This window comes from Pseudomonas sp. FP1742 (genome assembly GCF_030687145.1).
In the GTDB taxonomy this organism is placed as follows: domain Bacteria; phylum Pseudomonadota; class Gammaproteobacteria; order Pseudomonadales; family Pseudomonadaceae; genus Aquipseudomonas; species Aquipseudomonas frederiksbergensis_D.
Map to the genome: position 1 here is coordinate 3,721,979 of NZ_CP117460.1, position 13,696 is coordinate 3,735,674.

Annotated in this window: 9 protein-coding genes and 1 pseudogene; 7 read left to right on the forward strand and 3 right to left on the reverse strand. The window is 59.8% G+C overall.

Going from position 1 to position 13,696, the window contains the following annotated elements; genetic code table 11:
• Positions 1 to 34: 34 nt before the first annotated feature.
• The 3 genes from PSH64_RS16475 to PSH64_RS16485 all read right to left on the reverse strand — a co-directional run bounded on the left by PSH64_RS16475 (position 35) and on the right by PSH64_RS16485 (position 4,715).
• A complete protein-coding gene (locus PSH64_RS16475; RefSeq protein ID WP_305477852.1) occupies positions 35 to 478 on the reverse strand; it encodes a CopD family copper resistance protein in 444 nt (147 codons plus the stop codon).
• A gap of 206 nt (positions 479 to 684) precedes the next feature.
• Entirely contained in the window at positions 685 to 3,708 is a 3,024-nt protein-coding gene (locus PSH64_RS16480) for an EAL domain-containing protein (protein WP_105341033.1), read from the reverse strand.
• Positions 3,696 to 4,715 carry a substrate-binding domain-containing protein gene (locus PSH64_RS16485; RefSeq protein ID WP_105341548.1) on the reverse strand — a complete coding sequence of 340 codons (1,020 nt, stop codon included), beginning with the start codon at positions 4,713 to 4,715 and terminating at the stop codon, positions 3,696 to 3,698. The genes PSH64_RS16480 and PSH64_RS16485 overlap by 13 nt, the downstream gene beginning before the upstream one ends.
• 663 nt (positions 4,716 to 5,378) lie before the next feature.
• Here PSH64_RS16485 and PSH64_RS16490 point away from each other — a divergent pair.
• The 7 genes and pseudogenes from PSH64_RS16490 to PSH64_RS16520 all read left to right on the forward strand — a co-directional run bounded on the left by PSH64_RS16490 (position 5,379) and on the right by PSH64_RS16520 (position 13,652).
• Positions 5,379 to 7,628 (forward strand): annotated as a pseudogene (locus tag PSH64_RS16490) (type VI secretion system Vgr family protein).
• Positions 7,629 to 7,639: 11 nt separating this feature from the next.
• Positions 7,640 to 8,086 carry a DUF6484 domain-containing protein gene (locus tag PSH64_RS16495; protein ID WP_305477853.1) on the forward strand — a complete coding sequence of 149 codons (447 nt, stop codon included), beginning with the start codon at positions 7,640 to 7,642 and terminating at the stop codon, positions 8,084 to 8,086.
• A 15-nt stretch (positions 8,087 to 8,101) separates the two neighbouring features.
• Entirely contained in the window at positions 8,102 to 9,214 is a 1,113-nt protein-coding gene (locus tag PSH64_RS16500; RefSeq protein ID WP_305477854.1) for a DUF2169 domain-containing protein, read from the forward strand.
• Positions 9,211 to 10,251, forward strand: a complete 1,041-nt coding sequence (locus PSH64_RS16505; RefSeq protein WP_105341037.1) for a 3-oxoacyl-ACP synthase — start codon at positions 9,211 to 9,213, stop codon at positions 10,249 to 10,251. Before PSH64_RS16500 ends, PSH64_RS16505 begins: the two co-directional genes overlap by 4 nt.
• On the forward strand, positions 10,251 to 11,426 hold the full coding sequence (locus PSH64_RS16510) for a PAAR-like domain-containing protein (RefSeq protein WP_305477855.1): 1,176 nt from the start codon (positions 10,251 to 10,253) through the stop codon (positions 11,424 to 11,426). The genes PSH64_RS16505 and PSH64_RS16510 overlap by 1 nt, the downstream gene beginning before the upstream one ends.
• A 29-nt stretch (positions 11,427 to 11,455) precedes the next feature.
• Positions 11,456 to 12,364, forward strand: a complete 909-nt coding sequence (locus PSH64_RS16515) for a hypothetical protein (protein ID WP_105341039.1) — start codon at positions 11,456 to 11,458, stop codon at positions 12,362 to 12,364.
• A gap of 22 nt (positions 12,365 to 12,386) precedes the next feature.
• Positions 12,387 to 13,652, forward strand: coding sequence for a TIGR02270 family protein (locus PSH64_RS16520; RefSeq protein WP_305477856.1), 1,266 nt, complete (start codon positions 12,387 to 12,389; stop codon positions 13,650 to 13,652).
• Positions 13,653 to 13,696 lie beyond the last annotated feature (44 nt).

Below are 13,696 nucleotides of genomic sequence, written 5' to 3' on the forward strand. Positions count from 1 at the left end.
TGCTTGTGGCGCGACAGACACCAGACAAGCCCGGTCACCACGTCAGGTAAAACATCCACTTGGCCAACAGTACGATGACGATCATGTGGCAGAACAGGCTGCCATGGATCAAATGCAGGTAACGAGCACTCATCCGGCCACTTTTGAACAGAAACATGGCGACCAGGAAATGCAGCAGTACGCTGACGGCCACCACGATCTTCAACATCAGCAATGTGCCAAGCGATGAGGCCACTGGTGTGGCGAGGACCGGTAAATAGCGCAGCCAGACCATCCCCGCCCCGGCACCGAACAACACCAGCAAGACCCATGGAATCAAGGTGCGTGCCCGTCGGCCGATACCCTGCTCGATCAGCAACATGACCTTCACGGGCAGCTGTTTACGGATACTTTCAAGGAACAGGACTTCGAAGAACACCGTGCCAATGAAAATCAGCGCGGCAAACAGGTGCAACGTCAGAAACAGCGGATAGAGCATGGGGTTCTCGCTCTCGGTACAGCTGAACATAAGCCTGCAGGGTATTGATTTCGCTGCCGGGGTCGAAACGGTCTGTCTTCAGCTTCCGCGCAGAATACAGAGCCGGCCGACTCATGCGGTTGACATCAATCAAGTAATCCAGACAAGGCCATTGCTCGCCGATTTCCATCGGCCTCTGACACCGCAGCGTTTTACCGTACGCTGAGTCATTGATGCCCGGGTATCGGACTGCTTGGGCGTTTTACATTGCGTTTTCGCCTTGCCGAGTCAGGGCTCGCAATGCGGCTCGGTTGAGGCAGCCGGGGCGTACGCAGTAACAGGCTGATTTGCTCTGCGCTGACCGCTCTGCTGAAAAAGTGCCCCTGAATTTCATCGCAGCCGTTTTCACGCAGGAAGGTTTGCTGCTCTTCGGTTTCGACACCTTCGGCAATGACCTTGAGGTTCAGTTTGTGCCCCAAGGAAATCACTGCGGTGGCGATGGCTCTGTCATTCTCGTTGTCGGGCAGATCGTGCACGAAAGACTGGTCGATCTTGAGTCTGGCGATCGGGAAGCTTTTCAATGCTGCGAGGCTGGAGTAGCCGGTGCCGAAGTCGTCGATCGACAGACTGATCCCCATTGATTGCAGTTCCTTCATTTTGCTGATGGCTTGCTGAAGGTCTTGCATGATCAGACTTTCGGTCAGCTCCAGCTCAAGGTACATCGGGTCCAGCCCGGTTTCCTGCAAGGCATGCCTCACCCGGTCGATCAGGTCCCTTTCGACGAACTGGCGTGCCGAAATATTCACCGACATGGTGATCGGCGGCCAGCCCGCATCCTGCCAGTCCTTGTTCTGTTTGCACGCGGTATGTATCACCCAGTCGCCGATGGGCACGATCAACCCGGTCTCTTCGGCCTGGGGAATGAATTTGATCGGAGACACCATGCCAAGTTCGGGGTGCTGCCAGCGGATCAGTGCCTCTACGCCGATGATCTGACCTGACTGCAAATCCACCTGTGGCTGGTACAACAGCAGGAACTCGTCATGGTTGAGTGCGTTTCGAAGCCCGTCTTGCATGGCGAGCTTGCCCTGATCCTTGTTATTCATCTCGCTCGTATAGAACTGGTAACTGTTGCGCCCCAGTTCCTTGGCCCGGTACATGGCGGCGTCCGCATTGCTGAGCAACGTGTCGGTATCGCTGCCGTCCGCCGGGTAGGTGGCCAACCCCATGCTGCAGGTGACGTGGAGTGTATGTCCGCTGAGCTGAATCGGCCGCAGGATGGCTTCCTGGATTTTGTGCAGGGCTGGAGTGACGCCGTCGAGGTCCGAGGGCTGGTCGAACAGGATGATCACAAACTCGTCGCCACCCAGTCGCACGACGGTGTCGGTACGGCGTACACACTCCTGCATGCGCTGGGCGACGGTTTTCAGCAGTACGTCTCCAGCGCTGTGCCCAAGGCTGTCATTCACCAGTTTGAACTTGTCCAGATCGAGAAACACCACGGTCACCAGCCGGCTGTAGCGCTGGGCATACAGTATTGCCTGCTTGAGACGGTCTTCGAGCAATGTACGATTCGGCAGCCCGGTCAGTGCGTCATGGTCGCCCATATAGCGAATGCGTTTTTCGGTCAGTTGGCGTTCTATCGCAATGCCGGCAAGAGGTGTCGCCATGTCGATCAGTCGCGTCTCGGTCGAGCTGGGGCTGCGGACAGTGTTGGAATACAAGGCAAACGTACCCAATACCTTGCGCTCATGGGACAGAATCGGCGTCGACCAGCAGGCGCGAAATCCATAGGGCGCAGCGGCTGATCGATACTCCTCCCACAGCGGATCCAGCTCGATATCCGTGACGATGACCGGCTCTCGTCGATACACCGCGGTGCCGCATGAACCGACACTCGGACCGATCGCAGTCCCGTCAATGAGCTGGTTATAGGCCTTCGGCAAACTGGGGGCAGCCCCGTGCAGCAGGTGCTTGCCATCCTCATCCAGCACCAGGATGGACACCATCATCCCCTCCAGTTGGGACTCGACCAGGTGAGCCAGGCTCTCGAGGACCTCTGCAAGCTCGGTGCTTCTGGCGATCAGCTCCAGGACATGACCTTGTCCGGCACGGATGATGGCTTCTTGTTCTAATCGGTTGTTTTGCAGGGCGAGCCGCTCTGTGGCGATACTCAATTGGACCGTCTTTTTTTCCAGCTGAAGACGGTCTTTGAGGAATTGATTCACCGCGCGAGCCATGCTGCCGATCTCGTCCTTCCCATGCTCCGCCATTATCAAATGGGTTTTGTCAGTGTGTTCCTGACGTAATTGCCGGCTGATTTCATTCAGGCGCACGAGCACATGACGGCCCATGAAGACCCGGGTCACAAACCAGGCGAATATCAGGCTGGCGCCCAGCATGATCAGTACCCATCGCTGGCTACGATTTGAGGCCTCGACCAGACGTTGCACGGCTTCGCGGTAATCTTCGGTGTAAGCACTGGATTGCTCACGGGCCACCGCGACCAGAACCCCGGCCTCATTCTTCAGTTCCTCATTGAAGCGCTGTATGACGTTGCGCTGATTGATGAGCCTCAGACGCAGGGAGAAGAGATCGGCCGTCTCCACATCAGCGTCGGGTAACTTGTCTGCGGCGCGTGACAGGCGCTCATATCGGACCCGCAGTCGTTGCACGGCATCACTGTCATTAGCCCGCGGCAGATCGAAAAGTAACACCGCCAGTTCCAGGCTGATCCGGGTCTGGGTCGCGGTCAACCGGGCGGCGTGATCATCCAGGGTTTGCTCGAAGGTGACCTCGGTTTGCAACAGGCTTTCTCGCAATTGCGCAACGATGTTGGCAGTATTGCGGAACAACTGACTCGACTGATGCATGTCGAGTATCGCCACGCCACTGTTCGCGGCAGTCAGCTCCTGCACCAGTTGATCAAGGGCTTCAAGCTGTTCGACGGTCGCCGCATAGCTTGAGCGCAGGGTGTCGGGGGAGCGGGTTGTCAGAAGCTGATCGGTCTGGCGTTCGATCAGCAAGGTACGCTGCACCATGTCTTGCCCGTTTTGCATACGGACCAGTCGTTCATCCGTCAGCTGGCGGGTGGCGCTGTTTGACGTGCGCAACGCGTAGACCGCCGTTGCACCGCCCGCCAGGATCAGCAGCGCCAGCGTCAGGAACGCCAGTGTGAACTGGGCGCGCAACGATTGCGGCAATAGCCGGCGTCCGAGCCGGGAAGTAACGTCCAATGTCATGGATTCCATTGGTGGCGATAGATGTCTCGATAACCATTGTCAGGGTCGTACTGGAATTTCTTCCCGCCGTCGAAGGCGATATTGTCGGCATTGACCAGGTGAATCGGCGCTACGAAGCCGCTCACCGGCTGACCTGCAAACAGCCGGTTCAATTCATCCATCACTTGCCAGCCATGCAGGTTGAGCGGCTCGGCCACGGTGACGGTCTGGTAGGTTTTTGCCTGTATGCGCAAAAAAGCCGAAGCGCTGCCATCACCGGCAGACAACAGACTGATGCCGTCACTGGGTATTGCGGCGTTGGTCAATGAGGCAATCGAGTAGTCGAAATAGATATCGTTGATGGCCAGTGTGTGGGTCCAGCGCTTGCCATAGCGCTGAAGCAGCTCCTTGGTGATCGCCGGCATCTTCTCGCCACTTTCGGAGATCGCGACATCGCGCACTTCCAGCACCGTACATTCCTGACAGGCCCGAATGACGTTTTCCATGGCCTTGGCTTTCGCCATGGCGATGCTGTATTTGGAGTCGGTCAGGATGACCACGCCGGCGTGTCCGTTTGACTGTGCCACTGCCGCCATGGCCGTAAGGCGAGCCACTTCGAGCGGGTCGGTCGTGACGTTCATGGCCACCGGCGTGCCGTCGATCGGCCCGGGACGTGCCCCGGCGTGCCAGCCAACCACCGGCACATCCCTGTTGGCGAAGAGGATCAGCGCCGCATTGTTCTCAAGGGCATCGGAGCCGCACAGAATGAGGCCGTCGGGTTTCTCTGCCAGGGCATCGGCAAAGGCCTTTGCGCGCCCGGCCGATGATCCAGCGCCATCGAATATCTTCAGCGTCCAGCCCATGGCCTTGGCTGCCTCGCGAGCGCCCTGCGCGACTCCGACAATGCCTCCATTACGCAAATCTTCCGCGACAAGGGCGATGCTCTTGCCCCGCAGGGCTTGCGGGCCGGATTCTGGGCCGCTCCAGCGAACGGCTTCGAGGGTGGCCCTGGAAACGATTTCCTGCGCTTGAATCACCGTTACCGTGGCGTTTTCGACACCCGTCGCGGTTGGCAGGTTCTGACCGTATCCGGGCGTTGCCGTGAAAAGACAGAAAACCGTAATTGAAGCCATCCAGAGTAGCCAGGGCCTGAGTAACCAGGGCCCGATCAGACAGGTTCGATCACCGTATGTGATGCCGGGTATGGAGCCGATGGCGCGATCATAGTCTGGCATGGCGTCCCTTTTTGCCAAGAGTGCAGCGTGCACTATCCGAAAGGATAGTCGGTTCTGCTGTCATCAGGTATTCGGTGGGTAAAAGTGCGCGAACTTTAGTTTTACAGTACTCATCCTTTACGCAACTTTGAAAGATGTTCTTCATAAGCACGACTGAATTCGCGCCTGAATAAATTGCGCGGCTACTCACTTTTTAGAATAAAGCCTATAACCAAAGATACTAAATCATGACCTCCGATCACCTATCTTGAAAGGCCTCGGTGTTCACCCCACTGGTCGGAGAGTTTCTTGACAAGAATTGAACAGCGCTAACACTTCCTTGAATTGTAAGGATTAGAGATGACGCCAAAGAGGCGTTGGGCAGAAGGTTAATCCGCAGGAAACGGATTCAGTCGTACGGTGCGTCATGTATTCGAGACGACCGACTGACGCCCAAACACGAGGCAGAGGCAGAGGAAGCCGTGCATGGCAATCACGCAAAACAACCGTTTGGTGCAGGTCGATTGTCCCCTCGGCGGCGATGTCCTGCTGCTGCGGAGCATGGAAGGCAGCGAAGAATTGGGGCGGTTGTTCCATTACGAATTGAACCTCACCTCCGAAGACCGGGCGATCACGTTCGACCATTTGCTGGGCAAGCCGATGGGCCTGACCCTGGAGCTGCACGACGGCGGCAAACGCTACTTCCACGGCATTGCCTGCAGCTGTCGACAACTGACCGGCCACGGCCAGTTCGCCGGCTACCACGTCAGCCTGCGGCCCTGGTTCTGGCTGCTCACGCGCACCTCGGATTGCCGGATTTTCCAGAACAATACGGTGCCGGACATCATCAAGCAGGTGTTCCGCGACCTCGGTTTTTCCGATTACGAAGACAGCCTGAGCGGCAGCTACCGCAAGTGGGAATATTGCGTGCAGTACCGCGAAACCAGCTTCGACTTCGTCAGCCGCTTGATGGAACAGGAAGGGATCTATTACTACTTCCGCCATGAGCAAGCGCGTCATGTACTGGTGTTGGCCGACGCCTATGGCGCCCACTCCACGGTGGCCGACTACGACTCAGTGCCGTTCTACCCCCCCGATCGGCAAATGCGCGAGCGCGATCATTTCTACGATTGGCAACTGGCGCGGGAAGTCCAACCCGGTTCGCTGGAGCTCAACGATTACGACTTCCAGCGCCCCCGCGCCAACCTTGGGGTGCGCTCCAGTGTGTCGCGCAGCCACAGCAACGGCGACTACCCGCTCTACGACTACCCCGGTGAATACGCACAGAGCAACGACGGCGAGCACTATGCGCGTACCCGCATCGAAGCCATCCACAGCCAGTTCGAGCGCGTACAACTGCGCGGCCGTGCCCGCGGGCTGGGCTCCGGCCACCTGTTCACGCTGACCGGTTACGAGCGCGAAGACCAGAACCGCGAATACCTGGTGGTCAGCGCGCGCTACCACATCCACCAGGAGCCCTATGAAAGTGGCACCCAGGATCTCTCCGAGCAGTTCGTGGGCGAACTCGCTTGCATGGATGCCAGCCAGGTTTTCCACCCCCTCCCCCTGACCCCCATGCCGATTGTCCGAGGGCCGCAGACCGCGGTGGTGGTCGGCCCCAATGGCGAGGAAATCTGGACCGACCAGTATGGCCGGGTCAAAGTGCACTTCTACTGGGATCGCCACGACCAATCCAACGAGAACAGTTCCTGCTGGATGCGCGTCTCCCAGGCCTGGGCCGGCAAGAACTGGGGGGCGATGCAGATCCCGCGAATCGGTCAGGAAGTGATTGTCAGTTTCCTCGAAGGCGACCCGGATCGGCCGATCATCACCGGCCGCGTCTACAACGCCGAGTAGACGGTGCCCTACACGCTGCCGGCCAATGCCACCCAGAGCGGCGTGAAGAGCCGTTCAAGCAAGGGCGGCTCACCGGCCAACTTCAATGAAATCCGCATGGAAGACAAGAAAGGCGCGGAGCAACTGTTTATCCACGCCGAGAAGAACCAGGACATCGAGGTCGAGAACGACGAGACCCACTGGGTCGGCCACGACCGCAGCAAGAGCATCGACAACGACGAAACCGTGCACGTCAAACACGACCGTACCGAAACCGTCGATAACAACGAGACCATCACCATTGGCGTCAACCGTACCGAAAGCGTGGGCAACAACGAGGACATCAGCATCGGCGTCAACCGTACGGAACGCGTCGGCAGCAACGAGACCATCAACATTGGCAGCAACCGCACGATCAGCGTCGGCGCCAACGAAACCGCGACCGTGACCCTGCAGCGCACCCACGCGGTAGGTATCAACGAGACGATCGCTATCGGCGCAGCGCAGGAAGTTGTCATCGGTGCCTTTCAAACGGTGAATGTCGGGGCCTACCAAAACGTCAATGTGGGCCTCTACCAGTCGACCAATGTGGGCGCCAACCGCTCGGTGGACGTAGGTGCCAATCTTTCAACCACGGTAAAGGCAAACGAATCGCGCAAGGTCGGTGCAGGACGCACGACCGACATCGACAAGGACGATGCGCTGACGGTGGGCAAGGACCTTGTCATCGATGCCGGTGACTCGGTGACCATCACCACCGGCAAAGCCAGCATCGTCATGAAGAAGGACGGCACCATCAGCATCCGCGGCAAGGACATCACCATAGACGGCTCTGGCGCGATCAACATCAAGGCCAATAAGAACGTGGTGATCAAGGGACGCAAGATCCTGCAAAACTAGGAGTCACGCGTATGACGGTTCAATACCCACTACCCACCCAGGCCCGCATCGATGGCGTGGTCATCGGCCTCCTGCTCGACCTGCCGCAGGCCAGTGCGCCCCTGGTGACCTACCCCGGCTGCCCCGAGGAACAGAGCATCGCCGCCCGCAGCACCACCCTGCTCGCCCCTGAGGACATCGGCACCCAGGTGGCGCTGATGTTCGAAGATGGCGACCCTTTCCGCCCGCTAGTGATCGGTCGCCTGCTTGGCCAGGCCGCGGCGCCCGCACCGGTTGCCTGCGTGCAACTGGACGACCAGCGCCTGGAATTGAGTGCCGAACGCGAGATCGTGCTGCGCTGCGGCAAGGCCAGCATCACCCTGACCCGCGCGGGTAAAGTGATTATCCAGGGCGCCTACCTGTCCAGCCGCTCCAGCGGGGTCAACCGCATCAAGGGTGGTTCGGTGCAGATCAACTAGACAGGTATTCGGCCCATGGAACTGCTCAACGCCAGCAAACTGCTTGCTGCCTATACCCAGGGCACGGAGCCCGATGGCCGCGAATCCCTGGTGGTGGTGGCCAAAGGCACTTTCAATCTGCCGCTGGACGGCCGCGCGGCGACCCTCGCCGACAGCCAGCAACCGCTGCTGATGGCCGATACCTTCCTCGGCGAGCCTGGTCTCAGCGCCCCGCTGCAGGAAATGGACTTCGCCCCGGTCAAGCCATTCTGCGATGTGCTGGTGCGCGGCAAGGCCTATGCCCCAGGCGGGCGGCCCGTGAGGCAACTGGCTGCGGGCATTCGCGTCGGTCAGATGAGCAAAGCCTTTTCCGTCCTCGGCCCCCGGCAGTGGCAACCGGGGCTGTTGGGCGTTTCTCCCGGCTTGCCGCAGCCCTTCACCGAGCAGCACATCTCTTATGCCCAGGCCTTTGGCGGCAGTCATCCGATGGCCAAAGACTCCGAAATGCGTCACTGCTACCTGGACAATCCGACCGGTTGTGGCTGGTTCCCAAGCCGCGTGGGTAGTGCTGACATCGTTGGCATGCCGATGCCGAACACCGAGGAATTGGGCAAGGCGATCGACAGTCCCTCTGGCGACTACCGCCCGATGGCCCTCGGCCCCATCGGCCGTAGCTGGCCGCAACGCGCCCGCTTCGCCGGTACTTATGACGAGACCTGGTTGGCCGACTGCTTTCCGTTTCTGCCGGGTGATTTCGACCGCCGCTACTTTCAGGCGGCCCCTGACGATCAGCAGATCCAGTATCTGCGAGGCGGCGAGGACGTGCTGCTGCTCAACCTCACGCCCCAGGAGCGCGCGGGCTTTCGCATCCCCGAAATCGACGTGCCGGTGACCTTCTTCCTGAAAAAAGGCGGTCATGAGACTGTGCAGGCGGTGATCGATACCCTGCTGATCGACACCGACGCGCTCCAGGTGCAACTGACCTGGCGTGTCGCCCGTCCGCTACGGCGCAACATGTTCGAGATCGCTCAGGTGCTGGTCGGCACGATGTCCACGGGCTGGTGGCGCGCCCGTGAACTGGGCAAGGATTACTACCCGTCGCTCTCCTCCCTGGTAAAAGGCAAGCACGCACCCGAGGAGGCGAACTGATGACCGCGCTTTGCATCATCGGCTCCGGCATGGTCAGCGCTGTCGGCCTCAGCGCACCCGCGAGCTGCGCGGCGATCCGCTGTGCCATCGACAACTTCCAGGAAACCCGCTTTATCGACCAAGGTGGGCAATGGCTGATTGCCGCCAGCGTGCCTTTGGAACAGCCCTGGCGCGGCCGCACCAAGCTGATCAAAATGGCCGCCCGCGCCATCGCCGAGGCACTGCAAAGCACCCCCAACGTCGACCCGGAAAAGACCCCGCTGTTGCTGGGGGTGGCGGAAGTCGAGCGCCCCGGCCGCCTCGATGGTCTCGATAAGGGGCTGCTGCACGCCATCGAAGCCGAACTGGGCCTGCGCTTTCATCCCGGCTCCAACGTTATCTCCCGCGGCCGGGTCAGCGCTGCCGTGGCCCTGCTGAATGCGCGCACGCTGATCTACCAGGGCGGCCATCGCCATGTGTTGATTGCCGGCGTCGACTCCTTCCTCAGCGGGCCGACCCTGGCAGCCTTCGAAGAACGCCAACGCCTGCTCACCAGCCAGAACTCCAACGGATTTATCCCCGGCGAAGGCGCCGCCGCCGTGGTGCTGGCCGCCCCCGTCGCCAGCCAAGAGCCGCAATTGGCCTGCATCGGCCTGGGGTTCGGTATGGAGAAGGCCACGGTGGAGGCCGAAGACATTCCCCTGCGCGCCGACGGCCTGACCCAAGCCGTACGCGCCGCCCTGAGCGAAGTCGGCTGCGGGTTGGAGCAAATGGATTATCGGCTCACCGACATCTCCGGCGAGCAGTACTACTTCAAGGAAGCGTCCCTGGCCCTGAGCCGCACCCTGCGCGTGCGCAAGGAGTTCTTCCACCTCTGGCACCCCGCCGACTGCATCGGCGAAGTCGGCGCCGCCATCGGCCCGGCGATGCTCGCCGTGGCACTGGCCGCCAGCCGCAAGGGCTATGGCGAAGGCCCGAATATCTTCTGCCACTTGGGCAACGACGCCGGCGAACGCGCCGCCGCGATGCTCAGTTACCAGACTGTGAGGGCTGCGTGATGGCGAATGAGGTCTACGCCAACAATATGGAAGTTTCTTGCAAGGCGGCGGCTGGCAAGTCGATCGCCTGCTTTCCGGATGTCTGCTTCACCCCACCCCAGGCCCCGCCCACCCCGCTGGGGGTGCCGATCCCCTACCCCAATACCGGCATGGCCAAGGACACGACCAAGGGCAGTCGTACGGTGAAGATCAGTGGTAAGGAAGTGATGCTCAAGAACAAGAGCTACTTCAAGACCAGCTATGGGGATGAGGCCGGTTGCGCGCCGAAGAAGGGCGTGATCACCAGTAAGATCAAGGGCAAGGTGTACTTCACCTCCTGGTCGATGGATGTGAAGTTCGAAGGCGAGAACGTAGTGCGACACATGGACCTGACAACCCACAACCACGCATCATCACCTGGTAACACACCAACGTGGATGCATGTGGATGCGATAGCGTTCGACGCCAGCGAAGGCCAGGTCTGCAAAGACGAGCAAAACGCTGCCGAGGATAAATGCAAGGATGCGAAAATACGTCCCAAGCGGGAGACCGAGAGAGGCAACAAAGTACCGGATGGAATGGATTGCGACGATGAATGCAAGAAAGCCAAGGCATGCGTGCTCAAACCGAAAAAGAAAGACAAGAGTTTTTGCTGTCACCCGGAGATCACAGGTCACCACCTGATCGAGGTACATTGTTTCTCTAAGACGGGGGAACGTGGCACAGCCTTGACTGGCTTCGAGAAGTACAAGCAAGACAACGCGCCGTGCGTGTGTGCATCCCAGTCGCGCGACGACGGTACCCATGGAATCCTCCATGCGGTCCAGGGCCAGATGGAGGCGGCCCACAACAACGGTCCGGTGTTGCAATCCTGGCCGGACTCCGGTGACAAGATCAAACCAGGCAGCGACCAGCGACTACCCGCTAATGCCAAATGGACTTACAAAAATGCCCGTGAAGCAGGTGCACTCGCCCACAGTACGGCATTCCCTCATTGCAACTCGAAGTGCATAGCCAACCAGCTGGACGACTATCACCAGAAAAAATGTGACATGGAAGACAACACACCAGTGCGCAGCGATCCAGGCTCGGACAAGCGCTCTTCCGGCACGCTGACTCCCACGCAGCAGAAGGCTGTCGACCAGGCGATCGAGACCATCAAAGGCATCACATCCAACGCCCACTCTGCCGCTTAATTTTCAATTTCAAGAACGATAGGTTTGCTATGTCTAACGAATACTCCTTCCTTTCCGGCTTCATGCAGAGCCGCAATGTTGGTCGAGTCATCGCCCAAGTCGATGTATTGAAGGAAAGTGGCTCGACCGCCTCCAAACTGCTCAAGTGGGACAGGTCCCAGAACCGCTGGTTCTCCTTCAACCTCGAGTGGCACGCCACGCGAATCTGTGCAATTGAAGTACCGGAAATCATGGTTTTCGCTACAGGTCCAGACGGTATTGTGTCAGTCAGCACAATGGTTGGCTCAACCGAAGAAGAGATCGACGACTCACTCGATGGCCCTGCTCGTCGCGGTCCTATTCGGGATCTGCAACTCATCAACGGTGTTCCCTACGCCACTGGCATGGGCCGCCAGGTTTACCGTCGCGAGGGGCCAGCCAAATGGACGCGCCAGGACCAGGGAGTGGTTTTACCCAGAGGCGAGATTGAACTATGCGGTTTCAACTCCATCGACGGCATCAGAGAAGAAAATCTCTATGCCGTCGGATTCAATGGCGAAATTTGGCAACGCCTGGAAGGCAAATGGTTCAATCGGGAAAGTCCAACCAATCTTGTATTGCATCGGGTCAAGGTCGTTCGCGAAGATTTAGTGTTTATATGCGGGCAGATGGGCACTTTGCTGCGTGGCGATGGTTCGCAGTGGGAAGCCGTTGGACAGAACGCGACCAGCGAAGACCTCTGGGGTATGGAGTGGTTCAACGGCGAGCTCTATTTGGCCTGTGATTCCGGTCTATTGCGCCTCGACGGCAATGACAATCTGGTTGCAGTCGACATGAATTTGCCCAGTAAGCCCAGTAGCCGCCATCTCCATGCAAATGATGGTGTTCTCTGGTCCTGCGGACCGAAGAACGTAGTCTGGACCGAGGATGGGCAGCGTTGGACCGAGGTGACCCCGTGATATCGACCCAGGCAGGCTCAGTTTGATATCCCTACCCATCATCATCGACCAACACGCCGAAGAAGCCGGCTTCCTCGCCGTCCTGCGCGACGATGCCCAGCGCGCGCCGCATTACGATCTGGATGACCTCAGCAACCTCGACAGCCGCATCGACGCCCACCTCGACGGCCTTCGAATCGCCGGCACCATCGGCCTGGAAACCCTCCTGACCCAACTCGGCCCACACGCCATCGGCGAGATGTTCGCCAGTGCGGTACTGGCCTTCGAGGCGGGTAACACGCAGGTGTTGTCGCGGCTCAGCGAGCACTTGCGCAGTGCCGTGGACACAGAGCGCGGTTATCTGATGGCCTTGGGTTGGCTCGACTGGGAGTGGATATCGCCCTGGATCGACCGCATGCTCGCCGCCCCTGAGCCCCTGTTCCACCGCCTCGGCCTGGCCGCCTGTGGCATGCACCGCCACGACCCTGGCCCCGCCCTGCTTACCGGACTTACCCACACCGACCCAAGCGTCCTGGCTCGTGCTGCTCGTACTGCCGGCGAGTTGCGTCGTCGTGATCTGATGCCGACGATTCGTGCCCACCGTCTACACCCGGATCCAGCCACGCGCTTCTGGGCCAACTGGGCCACTGCACAGATGGGCGATGAGTACGCCCTGGAACCGCTGCGCCAGTTCGCCGAGCAACCGGGCGAGTTCCAGTACCGCGCGCTCTGCGTATTACTGGCTTGGCAAAAGCGTGAAAACAGCATCGCCTGGATACGCCAATTGATAGAGAACCCTGAGCAGCAGCGCATCGGCATCCAGGCCATCGGGCTGCTGGGCGATCCGTTCAGCGTGCCGTGGCTGATCCAGCAGATGAGCGACCTGCCTCATGCCCGCGTCGCCGGCGAAGCCTTCAGTCTGATCACTGGCGCTGACCTGGGGCTGCTCGACCTGGAATTGCAGGAACTGCCGGATTTCGATGCCGGCCCGAACGACGATCCTGAGGACGCTGATGTCGCCATGGACCCCGATGAAAACCTGCCCTGGCCCGACCCGCAGTTGATCGCCGCCTGGTGGCGGGCCCATGGAGGCGATTTCCAGGTGGGCGTGGGCTATGTGCTGGGGCTACAGCAGAGCGAGAGCAGTTACCGGCGCGTCCTTGTCCAGGGCCAGCAACGCCAGCGTATTGCGGCCGCCTTCGGCGTTGCTCGCTGGCGGCCGAACGAAGTGCTGTTCCCCACCAGCGCACCCGCCTGGCGGCAAAAGATGTTGTTGGGGGAGCCAGCGTCGCCCGTTCGGCGCCTCTGAGGTTTTGCCACCCACTGCGAAACAGACTCACCGTAAGCCGCCCA